Origin of the sequence: Novosphingobium sp. CCH12-A3 (genome assembly GCF_001556015.1) — a bacterium.
Taxonomy (GTDB): domain Bacteria; phylum Pseudomonadota; class Alphaproteobacteria; order Sphingomonadales; family Sphingomonadaceae; genus Novosphingobium; species Novosphingobium subterraneum.
Genome location: NZ_LSIA01000290.1, coordinates 1 through 21,975, shown reverse-complemented (window position 1 = coordinate 21,975; position 21,975 = coordinate 1). Strand labels below are relative to the sequence as shown.

At 64.8% G+C, this 21,975-nt stretch carries 16 protein-coding genes and 1 tRNA gene; 10 read left to right on the top strand and 7 right to left on the bottom strand.

Features of this window, described 5'->3' with window-relative positions; genetic code table 11:
- Positions 1-2: 2 nt before the first annotated feature.
- From bchO to AX703_RS23545, 4 genes are read right to left on the bottom strand one after another with little or no spacing between them, the layout of a single operon-like run.
- Complete coding sequence (bchO, locus tag AX703_RS23560) at positions 3-902, bottom strand: alpha/beta fold hydrolase BchO (RefSeq protein WP_062347669.1); 900 nt, start codon at positions 900-902, stop codon at positions 3-5.
- A complete protein-coding gene (locus AX703_RS23555; RefSeq protein WP_062347667.1) occupies positions 899-2,590 on the bottom strand; it encodes a magnesium chelatase subunit D in 1,692 nt (563 codons plus the stop codon). Before AX703_RS23555 ends, bchO begins: the two co-directional genes overlap by 4 nt.
- Positions 2,587-3,588: a magnesium chelatase ATPase subunit I gene (gene bchI / locus AX703_RS23550; protein WP_039336629.1), complete on the bottom strand. Its 1,002-nt coding sequence runs from the start codon at positions 3,586-3,588 to the stop codon at positions 2,587-2,589. Before bchI ends, AX703_RS23555 begins: the two co-directional genes overlap by 4 nt.
- A gap of 44 nt (positions 3,589-3,632) precedes the next feature.
- Positions 3,633-4,907, bottom strand: coding sequence for a DUF3422 domain-containing protein (locus AX703_RS23545; RefSeq protein ID WP_062347664.1), 1,275 nt, complete (start codon positions 4,905-4,907; stop codon positions 3,633-3,635).
- A 285-nt stretch (positions 4,908-5,192) separates the two neighbouring features.
- Between AX703_RS23545 and AX703_RS23540 the strand changes: the two genes are divergently transcribed.
- The 9 genes from AX703_RS23540 (at position 5,193) to AX703_RS23500 (ending at position 18,715) form a co-directional block, all read left to right on the top strand.
- Complete coding sequence (locus AX703_RS23540) at positions 5,193-8,156, top strand: TonB-dependent receptor (RefSeq protein WP_231735674.1); 2,964 nt, start codon at positions 5,193-5,195, stop codon at positions 8,154-8,156.
- A gap of 126 nt (positions 8,157-8,282) precedes the next feature.
- Positions 8,283-9,830: a tryptophan halogenase family protein gene (locus tag AX703_RS23535; protein WP_062347660.1), complete on the top strand. Its 1,548-nt coding sequence runs from the start codon at positions 8,283-8,285 to the stop codon at positions 9,828-9,830.
- Entirely contained in the window at positions 9,827-10,546 is a 720-nt protein-coding gene (locus AX703_RS23530; RefSeq protein WP_062347658.1) for a SapC family protein, read from the top strand. The genes AX703_RS23535 and AX703_RS23530 overlap by 4 nt, the downstream gene beginning before the upstream one ends.
- Positions 10,539-11,561, top strand: coding sequence for a cupin-like domain-containing protein (locus AX703_RS23525; protein WP_062347656.1), 1,023 nt, complete (start codon positions 10,539-10,541; stop codon positions 11,559-11,561). The genes AX703_RS23530 and AX703_RS23525 overlap by 8 nt, the downstream gene beginning before the upstream one ends.
- Positions 11,558-13,060 (top strand): tryptophan halogenase family protein, encoded by a 1,503-nt coding sequence (locus AX703_RS23520; RefSeq protein ID WP_062347654.1) that lies wholly within the window; start codon positions 11,558-11,560, stop codon positions 13,058-13,060. The genes AX703_RS23525 and AX703_RS23520 overlap by 4 nt, the downstream gene beginning before the upstream one ends.
- On the top strand, positions 13,057-13,962 hold the full coding sequence (locus AX703_RS23515; RefSeq protein WP_062347652.1) for a family 16 glycosylhydrolase: 906 nt from the start codon (positions 13,057-13,059) through the stop codon (positions 13,960-13,962). Before AX703_RS23520 ends, AX703_RS23515 begins: the two co-directional genes overlap by 4 nt.
- A gap of 6 nt (positions 13,963-13,968) precedes the next feature.
- Positions 13,969-15,039: a LacI family DNA-binding transcriptional regulator gene (locus AX703_RS23510; RefSeq protein ID WP_062347650.1), complete on the top strand. Its 1,071-nt coding sequence runs from the start codon at positions 13,969-13,971 to the stop codon at positions 15,037-15,039.
- Positions 15,036-16,217, top strand: coding sequence for an MFS transporter (locus tag AX703_RS23505; protein ID WP_231735673.1), 1,182 nt, complete (start codon positions 15,036-15,038; stop codon positions 16,215-16,217). The genes AX703_RS23510 and AX703_RS23505 overlap by 4 nt, the downstream gene beginning before the upstream one ends.
- A gap of 83 nt (positions 16,218-16,300) precedes the next feature.
- A complete protein-coding gene (locus AX703_RS23500; protein WP_156452190.1) occupies positions 16,301-18,715 on the top strand; it encodes a glycoside hydrolase family 3 protein in 2,415 nt (804 codons plus the stop codon).
- A 161-nt stretch (positions 18,716-18,876) separates the two neighbouring features.
- Here the strand turns inward: AX703_RS23500 and AX703_RS23495 are convergent, their stop codons facing one another.
- From AX703_RS23495 to AX703_RS23485, 3 genes are all read right to left on the bottom strand, one after another.
- A complete protein-coding gene (locus AX703_RS23495) occupies positions 18,877-19,590 on the bottom strand; it encodes an SDR family NAD(P)-dependent oxidoreductase (protein WP_039336696.1) in 714 nt (237 codons plus the stop codon).
- Positions 19,590-20,783 (bottom strand): MFS transporter, encoded by a 1,194-nt coding sequence (locus AX703_RS23490; RefSeq protein ID WP_082734772.1) that lies wholly within the window; start codon positions 20,781-20,783, stop codon positions 19,590-19,592. The genes AX703_RS23495 and AX703_RS23490 overlap by 1 nt, the downstream gene beginning before the upstream one ends.
- A 266-nt stretch (positions 20,784-21,049) precedes the next feature.
- Positions 21,050-21,126 (bottom strand) — tRNA-Arg (locus tag AX703_RS23485).
- A gap of 60 nt (positions 21,127-21,186) precedes the next feature.
- Between AX703_RS23485 and AX703_RS23480 the strand changes: the two genes are divergently transcribed.
- Positions 21,187-21,912, top strand: coding sequence for a queuosine precursor transporter (locus AX703_RS23480; RefSeq protein ID WP_062347644.1), 726 nt, complete (start codon positions 21,187-21,189; stop codon positions 21,910-21,912).
- Positions 21,913-21,975: the final 63 nt, after the last annotated feature.

Here is a 21,975-nt window from a genome sequence, read left to right as displayed (position 1 = left end):
ATTCATCCTGGCTCTCCCTTGCTTTCGTCACTCGCGCTTGCGGCGGCGAACGTGCGGATCAGTTCAGCGGCCTTCCCGGGGCGCTCTTCATGCGCAAGATGCCCAAGCCCCGGCAGCACTTCCAGACGGCAATCGGGTATCAACCTCGCGGCTTGTTCGACCGACGACAGCGGCACGGCTGTGTCGCCGCTGGAATGTACGAGCAGCACGCGGCTTCTCAACTGCGGTAGCAGGCGGCTGAGCGCGTCGAGGTCCCAACTGGCCATCATTTCCATTGCCCCGCCACAGTGGTGATGGTTGCCCATCAATGCCTCGTAGGCAGCGATCCCCCGCACATCGATGGCAGAGCCGGTGGCGCGGCGCAGAAAGCGCCCGGTCTCGCCCGGAATGCGGGCAATGCCGGCCAGCATCCGCGGGACGAAGGGGTTCACGAACAGCATCCTTGCCAGCGACGGGAACAGCTTGGCGGCAAGGCCGGGGAAGGGCATCAGGGCGGGATTGAAGCCGATCAGGGGCATGGCCGCGCCCTGCAGATGGACGGTCTGGATCGCAATGGCCGCGCCGGCCGAGTGGCCGACGATCAGCGACGGCCTCTGGCCAAGGGTATCGAGCAGGGCGATCACGGCACTCGCCATGCCAAGCAACGTCAGGCCCTGTCGCGGGCGGCCCTTGGTATAGCCGTGGCCGGGCAGGTCAGGGGCAATCACGGTGAAGTCCTGCGCCAGCAGTGGCAGCACGTCACGCCAGCTGTGCGTTGCCGCGCCGGTGCCGTGGAGCAGCAGGATCGCCGGCCCATCGCCCGCCACCTGAACGTGCCACTTGAGCCCCGGCGTCTCCACGAAGCGGCTTCCCTCGCGGTTCGGCCAGTTGCGCCCTTCGACCTCCCAGCGCGGCCCCCTCATGCGCGTTTATTCTGCGGCTCGGCCGCCAGCGTCACCGCCGCCTTGAGCGCCTTGGCATCGGCGAAGGGCAGCGGCAGGTAACGCGCCCGCATCGCTTCGGCGATGCGGGCAGCTTCGGGCCGAGGGCGAGGGGAGATGTCGATCACCACGGCATCAAGGCCGGCGCCGGCAATTCCCTTGGCGGCCGTCAGCGCGTCGGCGTTGGCCTGGGCGCGGCCGGATGTACCGTCTGCGGCGACATTCGCGCTGCCGTCGGTGAGGAACACGAGGAACGGTGTGCGGCCCCGGCTCATCACGGCATCGGCAAGCTGCCGGGCAAGGGCAATGCCTCGGGCAAGCGGGGTGCCGCCGCCACCGGGCAGTTCGGCAAGGGCGCGCTTGGCGCGGGTGAGCGAGCGGGTGGGGGGCAGCAGCAGGTCGGCATCGGTGCCGCGGAAGGCGACCAGCGCAACTTCGGCTCGCTTCACATAAGCCTGGGCGAGGATCAATTCGACCGCGCCCTTGGCTTCCGACAGGCGGGCGAGTGCCGCCGAGCCCGATGCGTCCACCGCGAAGATCGTGACCGTGGTGGCGCGCTCTTCGAAGCGGCGGACCCGCAGGTCGTCCCGGCGGAAGCGGATCGGACCTGCGCCTTCGGGAGCCGGATCGCGCCTGCGCAGGGGCTGCCACGGTATGGCCGCGCGTAAGGTATCGACCAGCGCCATGCGCACACCGCCGCCGGGCATGCCGGGCCGCGCACCCAAGGGCTTGCCGCGCAGTGCTGAACCGGTTCGGCGTCCGGCGCCTCCGCCACGCGCAGACCGCTGGGCGCGGCCCGAGGCGATCAGTTCCAGCACATCAGGCGGGATCATGGCGCGGGCCGCTTCGATCAGCAGGTCTTCGGGAATGTCGGGCGCGCTGTCGTCGTCATCTTCGTCATTGTCCGGCCGCTCTGCCTCTACGGGCTCATGCTCGGGTTCTGGAGGAGCGGGCGCTTCAGGCTCCGGCGGCAGCTGTGTCGCGCGCGGGGCAAGGACGAGGCGCGTCGCGGCTTCAAGGTCGGCGCGGTGAACCGTGTCCCGGCCGCCAAGCACCGCGTGCGCCCGGGCAACGGCCGCTGCCTGCAGGAGCGGCCTGATCGACGCGATACCCAGCGCCGTTGCGGTGGCGGCAAGGGCCGAGAGTGCTTCGCTATCGAGCGATGGTGCGGCCCCGAGAGCGCCCGGCTCGGGCATTTCGCAGTGGAGGTCCGCCGCGCGCACGTCTTGCAGGCTGAGGTCGAAAGCGACCCGTTCCATCAGGGCGAGCGGTGGCCGCTCGTCCGGGCCTTCGCCGTCGTCGAGCAGGATGAGCAGGAAGGCGCCTTCGTTGTCGAGCGCCTGCGCTACCCGGCCAGCAGTGTCCGAGCGCAAACGCTCGGCCATGGGAACGACCAACACGCCGCCTGCCACCTCAGCCAGAAGGCCCCGTTGCCTTATGAGCGTGCCGTTGGCGAGGCTGGCAGCAATGTCGGTGCCCCCGATCAGCCGGTCCTCGTCGATATGACCGGGCAGGCGGCGGAAGGGCGTGTCCGCCGGAAGCAATCCTCGCAGCGCTTGCAAGACGAGATCGCGCGCCGGTCCGCCGCCGCGCAGGACGATGCCGCCAAGTTTGCGGTCTGCGGCCAGCAGGCGCGCTGCCAGGAGCGCATCTGCCAGTGCCTCGGTCATCTGAAGTGTTCGGCGATCGCGCGATCAATCCGTGCGGTCGATCCGCTTTCGTCTAGCACGTCGCGGCGCAGGCGGTGGCGCAAGGCCATCGGCGCAACGTGAAGCAGGTGATCGCGCTTGACCACCTTTGCCCCCTTCAGCGCGGCAAAGGCGCGCGCGGCGCGCATCAGGGTCAGTTCGCCGCGCAGGCCGTCAACGCCCACGGCGCTGCAAATTCCCGCCGCGTCGACGAGTACGCCGTCCGGAACCTCGATCTTCGCCAGCTTCTTCTGCCCGCGCGCAATCTGCTGCAGGACTTTCTCGTCCTCCTCGGCCCACTGTGCGGCAAAAGCCTCGCTGTCGGCATCGTGCGAGGCGCAGCGGCGCATGATCTCGACGCGGTTTTCGATCTCGCGCGGGGTGCGTACTTCGACCGAAAGACCGAATCTGTCGAGCAGTTGCGGACGCAGTTCGCCTTCTTCCGGGTTGCCGCTGCCGATCAGCACGAACTTGGCCTTGTGGCGCACCGACAGACCCTCGCGCTCAACCACGTTCTCGCCCGAGGCGGACACGTCGAGCAGCAGGTCGACCAGGTGGTCTTCGAGCAGGTTGATCTCGTCGATGTAGAGGAACCCGCGATGCGCACGCGCCAGCAAGCCGGGTTCGAACGTCTTTTCCCCGGTGCGCAGTGCCCTTTCCAGATCGAGCGAGCCCAGCACGCGGTCTTCCGTGGCGCCCAGTGGCAGATCGACGAACGGCACCGGCCGCTTGCTGGCCTTGTTGGATTCGCACGGGCCGGGGCAGCTATGCGGCGCTTCGGGCGAGCAGCCATAGCGGCAGCCGTCCATGACCATGATCGGCGGCAACAGGCTGGCCAGTGCGCGGGCGGCGGTGGACTTGCCTGTTCCACGGTCGCCGAAAACCATCACTCCGCCGATGGAGGGATCGACCGCTGCGATCAGGAGCGCGAGCTTCATTTCGTCCTGACCGACGATCGCAGAGAAGGGGAAGCGCGCCATCTGTCCAGAAGTGTGGACACATATGGCCGTCAGGACAAGCGGAATTATTGCTGATCTGAAGTCTTGATCAGTCGGTCCTTGAGGGTGTGCATCGTCCACCACACGCCCAGCACCATCGGCAGGACAAGAAGACCGATCACGAACTCGTCCGAAACCCCCAATGCGCTGTCTGGCACAGCATAGAGTGCGTACTTGATGAGGCCGAGGACGTAGTAGCTTAGCGCGACCGCCGAGAGGCCTTCGACCAGCTGCTGCAAACGTGCCTGCATCGAGATCGACTGCTCCATCGATCGCAGAAGCTCTGCATTCTGGTTCTCGATCCGCGTATCGATCCGCGCACGCAGCAGCGAAGTCAGTTGCTCGGTACGCTCACCGATGCGTTCGATCCTCTCGCTGGTGGCGATGCAGGTATTCATGGCCGGGCGGAAACGGCGCTGGGTGAAATCAACCAGCGAGGCGTACCCTCCGACCGGCCGCACATCGAGTTGTTCCAGACGTTCCTCGACGATCTGACCGTAGGCGCGGGTGGCGTCCATGCGGAACGAAATAGCAGTCGCGACAGAGGCAAGATCGAGCGCAAGGCGCGACAGTTCCTCCAGCAGGCTGTCGTCGCGTGCGTCGCTATCTGCGATACGGTTGGCAAGATCGCTCAGGCGTTCTTCGGCAGCATCAAGCTTGGGCCAGCATTCGCGGGCGACCGGCAGGCCGAGCAGCGCCTTGTTGCGATAGTTGCCCAGTTCCTGAAGACGCTGGATCTGTCGGGTGAGATCGCGCCGGTCAATGCCGTTGGCCGCTGCAAGCAATCGCCCGAAGCCGTCATCCTTCAGCCTGAAGTCCGACCATATGCGGATGCCGCCGCCCAGTGTGCTGGAAACAAGTTCATCGCGATTAATCGGATGGCGATCGAGAACCCGCTCGACGTCGGCATCGCTCTGCGCCAGCCACACGCGCGTGCTGCGCACGATCTGGCCAGGCAGAGTGCGTGCCCAGGCGATTGCGGCCGATAGCTCAACGTCCGTCGCCGGTTCGAGAAAGCCTTCATCATCGCAAGGCGCGCAAAACAGCGTCAGGCTGCTGCCTTCGCTCTGGCGTTCCCAGGTGAAGGTGACCCTTTGGTTGATCCGGCCTTCGCGGTGCGTCGGGTTGCCGACGCTGTCGTTGCTCGCCGTCAAGGCCTCAATCGCGGACAGTTCATCGGCACGCTCGCTGTCGTCGATCGCAAGGACCCACTGCACGATATGGCAAGGGACCGGCAGGGGCGGCCAGCGCCGCAAGTGCATCTCGCCAACGGCCCTGCTTCGAAGGTCATGGTCGCGCATGGGTGAAAATCCCTGACGCGGCTGGCAGGAGAGAAGGCACCATTGACGCCGCCGCTTGGGCAAAACGCTATGCCAAGAGCAGCGCACCACCAAACGGATTTGCGCAGGTTTCGCGCAAGTGCCTGCCTGGATTGCCCAAAAGAACTAGGTTTTCCGGCTATTGTCGGCGAAGGCCCTTGACCGCGTGAACGTTCTCATTTAGGTGAACGTTCACAAGAGCGCTGATGGCGAGCATTTCGCGTGGCAGTGCCGAGGTTGTAAAAGGGGAGGATCATGAAGGTTTCCATGACACGTTCCGCTGCCGTTCGTGCAGCCAGCATGGGTGCCCTTGCACTCGCACTTGCAGGACAGGCCGTCCACGCGCAGGAAGCGCCGCAGGATGCTGCTGCTCCCGCTGAAGAAGGCGAAGCCATCGTCGTCACCGGCATCCGCGCCTCGCTGTCGAAGGCACTCGACATCAAGCGCAGCGCGCAGGGCGTGGTCGACGCGATCTCGGCCGAAGACATCGGCAAGTTCCCCGATACCAACCTTGCCGAGTCGCTGCAGCGCATCACCGGCGTTTCGATCGACCGCAACAGCGGTGAAGGTTCGACCGTGACCGTTCGCGGCTTCGGTCCGGACTTCAACCTCGTCCTGCTCAACGGCCGCCAGATGCCCGCTTCCAGCCTCGGCGGCAGCAGCGGCGCCCCGGCCTCGCGCTCGTTCGATTTCGCCAACCTCGCCTCCGAAGGCATTGCCGGCGTCGAAGTCTACAAGTCGGGCCGCGCTTCGCTCGCCACTGGCGGTATCGGTTCGGTCATCAACATCAAGACCGCCAAGCCGCTCGAACGTCCAGGCTTCCACGGCAGCATCGGCGCCAAGGCGGTCTATGACACCTCGCTGTTCGATGGCACCAGCATCACGCCTGAAGTCTCGGGCATCATCAGCGATACCTTTGCTGATGGCCGCATCGGCGTTCTGCTGACCGGTTCCTACCAGGATCGCAAGGCCAGCCAGGCGCAGTTCAACGCGGGCTGGCGCGAAGGCTATCTCGGCTCGGAAAACAACTGGGGTTCGCTGGCACAGCCGGGCACGCCGGGCGCTGCCAACATCCAGAACCGCCCCGGCCCGAACGACATCTATCAGGTCACGCAGAACGCGGGCTACGATTTTACCACGTTCCGCCGCAAGCGCATCAACGGTCAGGCCGTGGTGCAGGTCAAGCCGACCGATACGCTGACTGCGACCGTCGACTACACCTTCTCGCAGAACACCATCGACGCCCGCACCAACTCGATCGGCGTCTGGTTCAACCACGGCGACACCTCGAGCAGCTGGACCGATGGTCCGGCAGCTGGCCCGAACTTCTATGCCGAGAACTTCGGTGGCACCGACAAGGACCTCGCCATCACCGGCGCAGTCGCGGCCAACCGCTCGCGCAACCAGTCGATCGGCGGCAACCTCAAGTGGGATGGCCCCGGCGGCCTGCGCCTCGAACTCGATGGTCACCACTCGACCGCCGAAAGCAAGCCGACTAAGCCTTATGGTTCGGGCATTGCCGTCGGTAGCGCGATCTTCGGCGTGAAGTCGCAGAAGGTCGATTACACCTCCGACATGCCCGTCATCAGCGTTCAGATGTATCCGGGGGCCGAGATCAAGGCCTCGAACATCCGCCCTGCCGGCAACGCCTTCCGCACCGCCTACATGCGTGACGAGATCAACGAAGTCACTTTCCGCGGCGGTTGGGATTTCGACGCCTCGTTCATCGACAGCCTCGACTTCGGCGTCACCTACACCGAGAACAAGGTGCGCTCTGCATTCGGCGTTATCCAGAACGATACCTGGGGCGGCACGCTTTCCGCAGCCGAAACCCCGGACGACCTCTACCAGATCCGTGACCTGCCGAAGGACTTGGCGGGCATGTCGGGCTCAAACGATGGCTCGATCATCCCGAACTACTTCAACATCGACACGGACGGTCTGATCCGTCTGCTCGACAGCAAGATCGGGATCTGCAGCACCGCCGTCACTGCCGGCACCTGCATTGCCAAGTACACGACCGACCGCACCGTCCGCGAACGGACCTGGGCGCCGTACCTGCAGACCAAGCACTCGTTCGATCTGGGCGCGGGCACGGCTAACCTGCGCTTCGGCCTGCGCTACGAGAAGACCAAGGTCGACTCCACTGCGCAAGTTCCGATCCCGGTCCGCACGATCTGGACCGGCGGCAACGAAACCGCGATCGATTATGGCAATCCGCAGCAGGTCGCTGCCGCCTCGCTCAAGGGCGAGTACGAGAACTGGCTGCCGGCCATCGACTTCGACATGGAGCCGATCGACAACGTCCGCCTGCGCGCATCGTATAGCCAGACGATCACCCGTCCTGACTATGCCTCGCTGCAGGGTGGCACCACGCTGGCTTCGCCGATCCGCATCGGAGGCAGCACGGCCTCGAGCGGCAACCCCGGCCTGCTGCCCTACAAGTCCAACAACGTCGATCTCTCGGCCGAATGGTACTACGCGCCGGCGAGCTACGTTTCGGTGGGCTTCTTCCACAAGGTCGTGAAGAACTTCATCAGCCAGACGCAGGTCAACCAGCCCGCGTTCGGCCTGACCAACGCTGCTGCCGGTGCCAATGCCGCAGCAGCGCGGGCAGCGCTGGGTCCCAATGCTACGGCGCAGCAACTGCTCGATTACATCGGCGCCAACTTCCCCTCGACGGTCATTCGTGACAACAACGGGGTCGTCACCGGCGTCATCGGCCAGGCCTCCGATCCGCTTGTGAACTTCATCACCACGCAGCCGACCAACAGCGATCAGAAGGCCAAGCTGTGGGGCTGGGAATTCGCGGTCCAGCACAGCTTCTGGGATACCGGCTTCGGTGCGATCCTGAACTACACCGTGGTGAAGAGCGACACGAAGTTCGACAACACCCTGCGTTACACCATCCCGCAGTTCGCGGTGAACGGGGTCAGCGACAGTGCCAACGCCGTGCTGTTCTACGACAAGAACGGCCTGCAGGCGCGCGTTGCCTATAACTGGCGCGATGGGTTCCTCTCGGGCTACGGCTTCGATCCGTACTACGTGAAGGCCTATGGCCAGTTCGACGCCAGTGCATCGTACGAAATCCGCGAGGGCGTGACGGTGTTCGTCGAAGGCATCAACATCACCAACGCCGACCGCAAGGGCTACCAGCGCAACACCCAGACCGTGTTCTTTGCGGCACCGGGATATGCGCGCTATGCTGCCGGTGCGCGGTTTACCTTCTGAGCCTGAGGGGATGACCTTCGGGTAACGAGGAACCGGCGGCCCGTATTGCTTCGGCAGTGCGGGCCGCAGGGGTTTTCAAGGACTGACAGGTTGGCCGGATCAACCGGCGGCTGAAACGGGTGAGAGATGATCGGGTCGGTGAAGCAGGTTGTCATCGTCGGAGGCGGCACCGCAGGGTGGCTCTCCGCGTGCCTGCTGGCCGCGCGACGGCCCGAGCTGGCAATCACGCTGGTCGAGGCGCCCGACATCCCGACAATCGGCGTCGGCGAGGGCACCTGGCCGACGATGCGCGAAACGCTCTCGACCATCGGCATTCCCGAGGCCGAGTTCCTTGCCGAGTGCGACGCTTCGTTCAAGCAGGGTTCGCGCTTCGATGGCTGGGTCGATGGTTCTGCGCAGGACAGCTACCTCCATCCGTTCACGCCGCCCCCGCCGGGCGACATGGCTGCCATGCTGCAGGCGTGGCGCGCACAGGCACCGGAATTGTCCTTCGCAGCGCTGGTGACGCCACAAGCTGCGGCCTGCGAGGACAACCTTGCACCACGGCAAAGGGCCATGCCCGATTATGCCGGGGCGCTGAACTACGGTTATCATCTCGATGCCGGCAAGTTCGCCGCACTGCTCAAGCGCCACGCGACGACGTGGCTCGGCGTGACGCATGTTTCGGCGCAAGTCATTGCAATTGCCGATGACGAGGCCGGCAATATCGCCAGTCTGCGCCTGCTCGACGGGCGCGAAATAGCCGGCGACTTCTTCATCGATTGCTCAGGGCTTGCCGCGATCCTGATCGGTGACCACTGCGGCGTGCCGTGGGTGGACCGGTCCGACGTGTCCTTCAACGACAGTGCGCTTGCCGTGCAGGTCCCGGTCGAACCCGGCAGCCCGATTGCCTCGCAGACCATCGGTACCGCGCATGGAGCGGGCTGGATCTGGGACATCGCCCTGCCAACGCGGCGCGGCATCGGTTGCGTCTTCTCCTCGCGCTTCATGGATGATGCGCGGGCGGAGGATGTGCTGCGGAACTACATTGCCGCGCGGCTGCCGTCCGCTGACCTGCAGACCCTGCGCCCGCGCAAGCTCACGTTCTCCACGGGCCACCGTGAACGCTTCTGGCAGGGCAACTGCCTTGCCGTGGGCCTCTCCGCCGGTTTCATCGAGCCGCTCGAGGCCTCGGCCATCGTCACCATCGAACTGTCGATCAAGGCGTTGGCCGAAAACTTTCCGCGCCGCCTGGCCACGATGGGCCTGCTCGCCGGGCGGTTCAACGAGCTGTTCCGCTACCGCTGGGACCGCATCGTCGAATTTCTCAAGCTGCACTACGTCCTCAGCCGCCGGCCCGAGCCTTACTGGCTGGCGCAGCGCGATCCGGCGACAGTCCCGGCGCGCCTTGCCGAGTGTCTGGAGCTTTGGCGCGATCAGCCGCCGTCGGCGTGGGACTTCCCTCGCATGGACGAACTGTTCTGCGCCGCCAGCCAGCAATACGTGCTCTATGGCGTGGGCTTCCCTGTGCCGGGCGGAGCAGCCGACGCTACAGCCACGCAAGCGCTTACCGAAGTGCGCCAGCGTTCGCGCGCCTTGGCTGCCGCGTTGCCGTCCAACCGGACCTATCTCGATGCCCTGCGCCCCGTTGCGGCCGCAGCCCCAATCGCCATGCACGGAGCGGCAGTGAAATGAGCAATCACGCAGTCCTCAATCCCGCCGACCACGGCGAGTTGCGCATCGACACTGCCGCCAGCGCCGAACTTGGCGACAACGTCATGGCCTGTGCCACGGTCCCGGCCGAGTTCCGCTCGGTTCAGGCGCATTACCCCATAGTCCTGCGCCGCGACCTTGCCACCGGCAAGCTTGAAGCGCTGGCGCTGCTGGGCTTCGAGACGGGCGAGAACCTGTTCCTGCGCAGTGGCAGGTGGGATGCGCCCTACCGCCCGCTGTCGATGGCGACCCGCCCGTTCCTGATCGGTCGCGCGCCAACGCCCGACGGCGTGGGCCAGGTCCATGTCGACCTCGACCACCCCCGCATCAGCAGGACGGGCGAGGGTGTGCGGGTGTTCGATGCCAGCGGCCAGCCCACGCCTTACCTGGAGGACATCGCCGCCAAGCTGGGCGACCTCGATCACGCCCACCGCGAATCCGCCGATTTCTTCGCCGCGCTCGATCGCTATGAACTGGCGGAATCCTTCACGCTGGAAGTCACGCTCGACGATGGCGCGAAGAACTCGCTCGTCGGCTATCATACCATCAACGAGGAAAAGCTCTCGACCCTGGACGGCGCTGCGCTGCAGGACCTCATGGCCAGCGGCCACCTCGCGCGGATATACATGATCATCGCCTCGCTCTCGCACTTCGGCGATCTGGTCGCGCGCAAGAACGCCAAGGTCGCCGGTGGCTGAAGCGACCGCCCCGAAGCTTCCTGCCGTTGCCGAAAGGACGCTTGACGATCCGGGCGGCCTCGACGCCCTGCTGCAGAGCACGCGCGAACCGTTCGTGCTGCGCGGACTGGTGCGCGATTGGCCGCTGGTGCAGGCGGGCCTTGAATCTGCCCGCGCCGCTCGCGCCTATCTGGTCGAACGGGCGCGACCCGTGCCGTTCACCGTCTCGCTGGCCGACCCCGGCTGCGGTGGTCGGCTGTTCTATGACGCTGCCATGCAGATGAATTTCAGGACGGCGCGCGGCAAGCTGGCGGATATCTTTTCAGGTTTCGATGCCAACGAAGGCAGCGCCGATCACCCCGTGATCTACCTCGGCTCGATCGACGTGCCGACGCACTTCCACGGCGTCGATACCGAAAACCGGGTGGATCTCGGCTCGCGCGATCCCATCACCAGCCTGTGGATCGGATCGCCAACGCGCATCGCCGCGCACAACGATTTCCCCGACAACCTCGCCTGCTGCGTGGCAGGGCGTCGCCGCTTCACGCTGTTCCCGCCGAACCAGTTCCGCAATCTCTACCTCGGCCCCATCGACAACACGCCAGCGGGCCGCGCGGTGAGCATGGTCGATTTCGCGGCGCCCGATTTCGAGGCGTACCCGCGCTTTGCCGAAGCTCTGGGGCACGGGCAGGTGGCCGACCTCGAACCGGGCGACGCGCTGTTCGTGCCTTCGATGTGGTGGCACCATGTCGAGGCGACAGAGCCATTTAACATCCTGCTCAATTACTGGTGGCGCGATACCCCGCGCTACATGGGACAGCCGCAGACGGCGTTGACCCACGCCCTGCTCGCCATCCGAGACCTGCCCGAGGGGGACCGCGCGGTGTGGCGCGACCTGTTCGAATACTACGTGTTCTCGGGCGGGGACGAGGCCCGCGCGCATATTCCCGAAGAGGGGCAGGGCGCATTGGGCCCCATCGACGCGCAGGGCGCTGCCCGCATCCACCAGTTCATCCTGAGGAGCCTCAGCCAATGACCGCTTCGCATCTGCCCCGCCGCATCGTCATCGCCGGAGGCGGCACCGCTGGGTGGATGACCGCCGCCGCGCTTGCCCGCACGCTGGGCCCGGTGGCCGAGGTCACGCTGGTCGAGAGCGAGCAAATCGGCACGATCGGCGTCGGTGAAAGCACGATCCCGCCGCTGGTCACCTACAACCGCCTGCTCGGCATCAACGAGGCCGAGTTCATGCGCGCCACGCAGGCGACGTTCAAGCTCGGCATCAATTTCGAGAACTGGCGGGTGCCGGGCGAGAACTACTTCCACTCGTTCGGCGGTACCGGCAAGGACCACTGGTCGGCGGGCTTCCAGCACTTCTGGCTCAACGGGCAAGAGCGCGGTCACACCGCCCCTTATGGCGAATACTGCCTTGAGCTGAAGGCCGCCGAGGCGGGCAAGTTCGCGCATCTTCCCGATGACCGGATGAACTACGCCTACCAGCTCGATTCCGGCCTCTACGCCAAGTTCCTGCGCGCCATGGCCGAAGCCGACGGCACCATCCGGATCGAAGGCAAGATCGCCCGCGTGGAACTTGACGGTGAAACCGGTGACATCGCCGCGCTGGTACTCGAAGGGGACCGCCGCATCGAGGGCGACCTGTTTATCGACTGCACCGGCTTTCGCGCGCTCCTGATCGAAGGTGCACTGCGAGCGGGCTATGATGACTGGACCCACTGGCTGCCTTGCGACAGCGCCATTGCCATCCAGACCTCGAGCGTGCGCCCGCCCGTGCCTTACACCCGCGCCATCGCGCACGAGGCTGGCTGGCAGTGGCGCATTCCGCTGCAGCATCGGCAGGGCAATGGCGTGGTCTATTGCAGTGACTACCTTGCCCACGAGGCTGCGCTCGAAAAGCTGCTCTCGACGGTCGAGGGCGAGAAGCTGGTCAAGCCCAACCATATCCGCTTCCGCACGGGGGCGCGGCGCAAGCAGTGGCATCGCAATTGCGTGGCCGTGGGGCTTTCCGGCGGGTTCATGGAGCCGCTGGAGTCCACCTCTATCCACCTGATCCAGCGCGCCATCCTGCGCATCGTGCGGATGCTGCCTGCGGGCGCCATCAGCCAGCGCGATATCGACGAGTTCAACGACCAGCAGTTCACGGACATGGAGCAGATCCGCGATTTCCTCGTCCTGCACTACAAGGCGACCGATCGCCGTGACACGCCGTTCTGGCGGCATTGCGCCAGCATGGAGATTCCTGCCAGCCTCGAGCACAAGATCGAGCTGTTCCGCGAAACCGGCCGCGTGTTCCGCAGACACGAAGAACTGTTTGCCGAGAACTCGTGGGTGCAGGTGATGATGGGGCAGGGGATCAATCCGCAAAGCCACCACCCGGTTGCCGCCAAGCTGCGTGACGAGGAACTGAAACATCTGCTCGGGAGCTTGCGCGAACAGGTCAGCCGCACCGTTGCCGCGCTGCCATCGCACGTTGATTACGTTGCGCGCTATTGTGGCGCCGAGGTTCCGGCCGCAGCATGAGCTTTCTGCTTCTGGCCGCAGCGGCGGTCCAACCCGATTGGCAACTCGTCTGGGCCGACGAGTTCGACGGTACCACGCTTGACCGCAATCGCTGGGTCCTGGCCGAGGACTGCTGGGGCGGCGGCAACGAGGAGCGCCAGTGCTACACCGCGCGCAAGGCCAACCATCGATTAAGCGACGGGGTGCTGGAGATCATCGCCCAGCGCGAGGACTTCACCGGCCCTGCCTTCCCGCGCGATCAGCGCGACAGCATGGAAAAGGCCGAGGCCAAGCGGTACAAGCCGTTCACTTCCGCCCGGCTGTCGACGGCAGGCAAAGCTGCCTGGCTCTACGGCAAGATCCAAGTCCGCGCCCGCCTGCCGCAGGGGCAGGGCACCTGGCCAGCGATCTGGATGCTGCCCGAAGACTGGGCCTATGGCGGCTGGGCGCGCTCCGGCGAAATCGACATCATGGAGGCGGTCAATCTTGGCGAACCTTGCGAGACCTGCGAGGGTGGCCGCGAAAACCATGTGCTTGGCACGATCCACTTCGGCGGCCAACCACCGCGCAATCGCTATATCTCGGAAGAAACGCCGCTGCCCGATCCGACCGCCTTCCACACTTACGAGGTCGAATGGGACAAGGATGGCATGGTCTGGCGCGTTGACGGCAAGGAATACGCTCGACGCATCCCTCACGAATGGCACACGCTGGGCTCTGACAAGCCCGGTGCGCCCTTCGACAAGCCTTTCCACCTCATCCTCAACCTCGCCATCGGCGGTCACTTGCCAGAGGGGCGCAACACCACGGGCGTCAACGCTTCAGGCTTTCCCAAGGCAATGGCGGTTGACTGGGTCCGCGTATGGCAAAAGCCCAGCGAAACCGCTAACGCGGGCGCCGGAACGAAGAGCGGGGGTAACTGAGCTACCATGGCGCGAAGGCGGCAGGCGGTAACCATCAAGCACGTGGCGGCTGATGCAGGTGTTTCGCTGCAGACGGTAAGCCGCGTCATCAACAACGAGGCCAATGTCCGGCCGGAAATGCGCGAAAAGGTCCAGGCCTCGATCGACAAGCTCGGCTATGTGCCCTCGATCGCGGCACAGCGGATGAGCGGATCGCGTTCCTATCTTATCCTGGCCCTCAACGACCGCGAACGCACCATTGCCGACTGGCGGGCGCGCCAGGGCACCGACTGGGTCGACCAGATGCTGCTGGGCGGCATGCTCGAATGCGCCGAACATGGCTATCGCCTGATCTTCGAACTGGTCGACACCCACAACGACCATGTCGAGCGCGAACTGGGCGCGGCGATTGCGGCACTACAGCCCGATGGCGCGATCCTCACGCCGCCGCACTCTGACAATCCCCAGATTCTCGAGACACTGACCCGCCACAACGTGCCGTTCGCCCGCATCGGCGCACAAGTGCACGAGGAAGGGTTGCCCGATGGCATCATGGTCTCGATGGATGACGAAGGCGGCGCACGCACGGCGACCCGGCATCTGATCGGCCTTGGCCACAAGCGCATCGGCTTCATCTCGGGGCCTTCCGAGTATCGGCTTTCGGCCAAGCGCGTGGACGGATGGCAAGCCGAGATGGACGCGGCGGGTCTTCCCACCGAGGGCCTGCTCGAGGCAGGGGACTTCACCTATGCCTCTGGCGTGCGCGCCGCTCGCGCCTTGCTCGCCAGCCTCGACCGGCCGAGCGCGATCATTGCCAGCAATGACCAGATGGCGCTGGCCACAGTCGAAATCGCCGACGAACTGGGCCTTGCCATCCCGGCGGATCTCTCGCTGGTCAGCTTCGACAACACTCCGCTGGTGCGCTTTACCCGGCCCGCGCTGACAGCCGTGGATCAGCCGATTGCCGAGACGACAGCCACTGCGGTGCGCAGCCTGATCGCCGCGCAGAAGGGCGAAGATGTTGCTGGCGCGGTGATCCTGCCGATGGGCTTCGAGGTTCGCGGCTCTACCGGCCCGGCAGCGGCCTGCGGGGCGTGATTGGCGGACAAGGCCGCGAGCACCGCTTTCTGGCGCTCTATGCGTTGGCGTGGGCTGGATCGACGATTGCCTATGTCCCGTTCCTGACGCTGCTGTTGCCGATGCACGTGCGCGAACTGGCGGGAAGCGAGGCCGTGCGCTGGCTTGCTGCAACGACATTTTTGGGCGCGATTGCTGCCAGCTTGTGCAACATCGCGTTTGGCTGGGCGAGCGACCTCGTGGGCAGGCGCCGCCCCTTCGTGCTGGCGGGGCTCCTGCTCTCCAGCGTCATGCTCCAGATTGCGCCGCGTACCGGGACCTTGCTTTCGCTGACCGCCGTGATCGCGCTGTGGCAGGTCGGGCTCAACATGATGCTGGGGCCGCTGTCTGCCTGGGCCGGGGATCAGGTGCCCGATGGGCGCAAGGGGCTGCTCGGCGGCCTGCTGGCTTTCGCCCCGGCCTCGGGCGCCCTTGCCGGAGCACTGGCGACTCTGGGCGATGCCTTCTCGCTGGAGACGCGCTTTGCCGTCGTGGGCGTGATCGTGGCGCTGTGCGTCCTCCCGCTCGTGCTTCTGGGTGACGACGGCTTCGCGCAAACCCGGGCAAGGCCGGCCGAGGGAAGCGACGTTGCACGCAAAGTTCTCAAGGGCATGGCAACGCGCATGTGGCTTGCCCGCCTGCTGGTGCAGATTTCCGAAGCCTCGCTGTTCGCGTTCTTCTACCTGTGGTTGCGCTCGGTCGATCCGGGCCTTGCCGATGGCGCCATTGCCCGCGTGCTGCTGACGGCGATGGTGATCGGTGCGCTGGTCGCGCTGGTGGCGGGCGACAGGGCGGATCGCACCGGGCAGCCTGTTTCACCGCTGGTGATCTCGTCGATCGGGGCCGCGCTGGGGCTGATCATCATGGCGCTTGCCGAAGGACGCGACGGAGCGATTGCCGGGTACATTCTGTTCGGCCTTTCGACCTCGGCGTTCCTGGCCTTGCACAGCGCCCACACCCTGAGGGTCTTGCCTGACAGTGCACGGCGCGGGCGCGATCTGGGCCTGTTCAACCTGACAAACACGATCCCGTCGCTGGCGATGCCAGCGCTGACGCTGGCTCTTGTACCAAGCCTCGGCTTCAGCGCGCTTTTCGTGGTTCTGGCGTTGCTCGCCCTTTGCGCAACCTTGCTTCTCTTCGGATTGCGACGGACTGCCTGACACCAGTTTCGTCAAGGGTTGATTTCCACTCGCAAACGTGTGAGACGTCTGATTGAGAACGTTCACAGCATCTGGGGAAGTCGATGTCGAAGGGAAGCCTGCGTCCTGCCATGGCAAGTGTGGTGGCGCTATCATTCCTGCTTGCCGCTGCGCCGGTAGCAGCGCACGAAAGCCCGGTGGCCAATCCCGCGAACTGGCCGACTGCTCACAGCCCGTCGACCATCACCGATGCCCGGACCGAGCAGGAGATCACCCGGCTGCTCCGCCAGCTGACGGTCGAACAGAAGGTCGGCCAGGTGATCCAGGGCGATATCAGTTCGATCAAGCCCGAGGACCTCGCCCGCTATCCGCTCGGGTCGATCCTCGCTGGGGGCAACAGCGGGCCTTATGGCGACGAGCGTGCCGATGCGGCCAAGTGGCTCAAGCTGGTGAACGAATTCCGCGCAGCCTCGCGCAAGGCGGGGGCGGGGGTGCCGATCCTGTTTGGTGTCGATGCTGTCCACGGGCATTCGAACCTGCCGGGCGCAACGATCTTTCCGCACAACGTCGGACTTGGGGCGGCGCATGACGCCGAACTGATCAAGCGGATCGGTGCAGCGACTGCAGCCGAGGTTGCCGGCTCGGGCATCGAATGGACCTTCGCCCCGACACTTGCCGCCCCGCAGGACCTGCGCTGGGGGCGCGCCTATGAAGGCTATTCGAGCGACCCGGCGGTGATCGCCAGCTATTCGAAGGCGATGGTCGAGGGGCTGCAGGGGCCGCTTCTCGCCGGAAAGCCGCTGACGGCCGAGAAGGTGGCCGCCAGTGCCAAGCACTTCCTTGCCGATGGCGGGACCGAACAGGGCAAGGATCAGGGCGATGCCAAGTTGGCCGAGCCCGAACTCGTCCGTCTGCATGCGCAGGGCTATCCGCCCGCCATCGATGCGGGCGCGCTGACAGTCATGGCGAGTTTCTCGAGCTGGAACGGGGTCAAGAACCACGGCAACCGGTCGCTGCTCACCGACGTGCTCAAGAACCGAATGGGCTTCGAGGGCCTGGTGGTTGGCGACTGGAACGGGCACGGGCAGGTCGAGGGCTGCACGCCGACCGACTGCGCCGCCTCGATCAACGCCGGCCTCGATCTCTACATGGCGCCCGACAGCTGGAAGGGCCTGTTCGATAACACCCTGCGCCAGGTGCGCGAGGGCAAGATTCCCATGGCGCGGCTTGACGATGCCGTGCGGCGGATCCTGCGCGTGAAGTACAAGCTCGGCCTGATGGGGCCGAAGCTGGTCGAGCGTGGCGATCCCGCAGCAGTGGGCGCCCAGGCGCATCTTGATGTGGCGCGCGAAGCGGTCGCCAAGTCGCTCGTCCTGCTCAAGAACGAAGGTTCGGCGCTGCCGATCAAGCCGGGCGCCAAGGTGCTCGTGACCGGCCCGGGGGCCGACAGCATGGCGATGCAGGCCGGCGGCTGGACCATCACCTGGCAGGGCACCGACACGACAGGCGCCGACTTCCCCAAGGGCCGCACCATCGGTCGCGCGATCGTCGAGGCTGTGGCCGAAGCGGGCGGTACCGCCGAGATTGCCAAGGGGCAGGGCGCGGTCAAGCCAGATGTCGCCATCGTGGTGTTCGGCGAACAGCCCTATGCCGAGTTTCAGGGCGATGTGCCGAACCTGCTGTTCCAGTCGCGCGAGGGCGAGCTGGAACTGATGAAGCAGCTCAAGGCCCAAGGCGTGCCGGTGGTTGCGGTGTTCCTTTCGGGCCGTCCGATGTTCGTTGGACCCGAGATGAACGTGGCCGATGCCTTCGTCGCCGCGTGGCAGCCGGGCTCCCAGGGGCAGGGCGTGGCTGATGTGCTGGTCGCGCGCAAGGACGGCAAGCCACCGCGCGATTTCACCGGCACGCTGCCGTTCGATTGGCCGCGCGATGCGCGCTCGCCGATGGTGGAGCCGCTGTGGCGGGTGGGCCATGGCGTCAGTTACGCAAAGCCTGCGAGCGTCGCCAGGGTCAACGAGGACCCTCGCGTCGAGGTGGGCAGCCTGCTGAGTGAAACCACGTTCATCCGCGCTGGGAAAGTGATCGAGCCGTGGCGGCTCGGCCTGGACAGCGTAGTCACCATGCGCGCGGTCGATGTGGCAGCGCAGGAGGACGCACGGCAGTTCACCTGGAGCGGCAAGGGCGACATCGCGCTCGACGGGCCGGTGGTCGATATGCAACGGCACCTCAACGGCGGCTTCGCGCTGCGGCTGGACTGGCGGCTGGATGCGCGCGGGTCGGGGCCGGTGACGGTTGCCTTTGCGGGCGTGAAGCTGGACGTCGGCAAGAGCCTTGGGGCTCTTGGCAAGGCTGCCACCCTGCGTATCCCACTGACATGCTTTGCGGAGCATGGTGCGAAGTTGGGCGCGGTGGGCTCCCCCCTTCGACTGAGCGCAGATAAGGGATTCACGGTCAGCGTCCGTAGCGCACTTATCGAGGGGGTGGGCGAGGCCATCCCCTGTCCGCCGGCCGCGAACTGACGGTTCCCCCGCGATGACGCTCGTGGTGAGCGACACCCCTTGGTTGACAACAGGGGTTTCGTAGGCGGCGTTTGGGCCTGGTTGATAGCAATCTGTTTGTGTCCCCGGATTTTGGCCCTGTGCGGATCCTGTCCGGGGACACAGGTTTCGTGCAAGAATGATTACCAGGCAGTCGCTCCCGCATCGATGGCAAAGTCGGCGCCGGTCACGTAGCGTGCCTCATCACTGGCCAACCATGTGGCGCACCAGGCGATGTCCTCCGGGTCACCAAGACGCTTGAGCATGTTCTTCTTGAGGACCGCCCCTTCAAGACCTGGGTCCATCTCCATATGACGGCGCGTGGCTTCGGTCTGGATGAAGCCAGGTGCGATCGTGTTGGCGCGGATGTTGTGCGGCGCGCCTTCCATGGCCAGTTGCCTGGTCATGGCAAGAACGCCTCCCTTGCCTGCGCAATGCGCGATGGCCGGAGAACCATCGAGAGCATGGCGCGCATTGGCGCTTGCGAAGTTGATCACGCTCGCCTTGCCGCTGGACTTCAGAAACGGCCATGCGGCCCGCGTCGCGAGAAAGACGATGTCCAGTTCCCCTGAAAGCGTCCGCTTCCATTCGTGATAGGACATGGTTTCGATCCAATTGAAGACTGCGAAGGCGGCTGCATTGACAAGAATGTCGATGCGGCCATGCTTCTGGCCGATGTGCTGAAAGGTCGCCCGTGTCGCGTCCTCGTCGAGCAGGTCGCACGTCGTGTCCGCACCGCCCAGGTCGAGACCGATCACGTTGGCACCCTCGGCAGCGAACATCTTGGCGCAGCCCTTGCCGATGCCGTTGCCGGCACCGGTAACGACGGCGATCTTGTTGGCTAAACGACCAGGCATCATTGCGCCTTCCGGCTGATTTGCAACGACGCAAGAGCAATTGCCGCACCGGCACCGGCAAACAGAGCCAGGACCTGGAAGCTACCCATAAGTCCGCCGGCACGAAGGGCAACGAACGTCACCACGAGCGGGCTCAGCCATTGCCCCAGCGAAAAGGCTGACTGCCAGAAGCCGGTCCCGCGGCCCCGGAATTCAAAGGGCAGGATGCTCATTGCCCATACGAGAAGGGTTGGCAGGAGCATGCCGGCACCGAGTTGGTTGATGAAACATCCGGCAAGGAATCCCGTCACGTTTCCACCCTTGCCCATCAGCATGAATCCGATAGCCAGCAGCGTGAGTTCGATGAGAAGAAGCTTGCCCACACCGATGCGAGCGATCCGGGAGTACAGGAAGGTGCCGAGGGGAACACCGACGCTGGCAACAGACGTCAGGAAGCCGATTCGGGCGGCGCTGGTCAATCCGAGTTCGGTGAGACCGCTCGCGGCCTGAATTTGCACGGTATAGAAGAACACCGAGCCATAGATCGTCACGGCGACAATCGTTGCCATCCGGGCCCACGGAAAACCTGCCCAGCTGAGCTTGTGAGGAGCGGCATCAGCTTCCTCATCCGCATCGTCGTCTCCTGCGGGCTCCCATGTGAAGATCCAGACAAGTGCGAACATCACTAAAGCTGACGAATAGACCCAGAACGGCGTGCGCCAGCCGAAATCTCCGAGAATGCCACCGACATTGAAAAACAGAAGTGCGGACATCGAGGCAAACGCCGTCTGGCCTGCAAGCCATTTGTCGCGCTCGGCACCCTTGAAATAGTCGCCGATCATGGTTGTGGAGAGAACGTAGATCAGCGCCTCTGCAATTCCCACGCCAACGCGAGACACCAGGATGGTAGTCAGGTCCTTCAGAAAGATTGGAGCCAGACCGACCAGCGCGTAAATCACGAAGGAGGCCAGCAAGAGCTTGCGGCGGCCGAAATAATCCCCGAGAATGCCAGCGAACGGGCATAGCAGCGCCACGCACAGCGCCGGAAGGGTCAACACCATTGGGACAAGGTATTCATGTCCCGGGGTTGTACTGAATTCTGCCATGATCTGCGGTACGACAGGCGCAAGAAGTACGACGGCCATCGTGGTGAGCGTGATCGGCAGCAGCAGCGCGATCCCTGTCATGAAACTCGGTATGTGATGCTTTGTCATGGCAGCATCCGTCTCCTCGCAAGTATTTTCTCACGCTGCAATCGACCGGCGCGCCTGTTCGCAGCGGCGATCATGCAATGTGAAACCGGTCTCATACCTCTGCCGGGACCGACTCCTTCTGTCCAATCGATAGGAGGGAAGACTTGTTATTGATTTTGCCGAATTGAGATTTTGTGCGGTAGTGATTTCGTAGTGGACCAGAAGTCCCAACTGTCAACGCAGACAGCCCGCCTATGGTAGGTGGGAAACACACCTGATCGTGTTGATGGCGCGCCCGGCAGGACTCGAACCTGCTGCCTCAAGATTAGAAGTCTCGCGCTCTATCCAGATGAGCTACGGGCGCGCGCCGGCTTCCCATAAGCACGCTTTGCGGATCGTGCAAACCGGGTTAGCACCACGCTCCATGAGCGATCCCCAGATTTCGAGAATCGACGGCTCCACCAGCGCGCGCCGGCATTTCCGCTATTTCGACTATGTGATGGCCTCGTTCGTGGCGATACTGCTGCTGTCGAACCTGATCGGGGCGGCGAAGCTGGCGCAAGTCGGCGGGTTCACCTTTGGCGCAGGCATCCTGTTCTTCCCGGTGTCCTATGTGATCGGCGACGTGCTGACCGAGGTCTATGGCTATGCCAACGCGCGGCGCTGCGTGTGGATGGGCTTCTTTGCGCTGGTGTTCATGGCGTTCATGAGCTTCGTGGTCGTGAAAATGCCACCCGCGCCGGGCTGGGACGGGCAGGCGGCTTACGAAAGCGTGTTCGGATCGACCTGGCGGATCGTGCTGGCCTCGGTGACGGCCTTCTGGGCGGGCGAGTTCGTAAATTCCTTCGTGCTGGCCAAAATGAAGGTGCTGACCGGGGGCAAGATGCTGTGGACGCGCACGATCGGCTCGACCGTGTTCGGGCAGGCGGTGGACAGCCTGCTGTTTTACCCCATCGCGTTCCTGGGCATCTGGACGACGAGCCAGGTGCTGACGGTGATGGTGACCAACTGGCTGATGAAGGTGGTGTGGGAGGCGGTGCTGACGCCGGTGACATATGCCGTGGTCGGCTGGCTGAAGGCGCGCGAAGGTGCGGACGTCTATGATACGGACACCGACTTCTCGCCTTTTGCCAAGGCGCCGCAGGTTTAGGGCTGATCCTGTCGGGCGGACGTAGAGCAACGGCCTTGGGCGTTTGAGGCCCACCCCCAACCC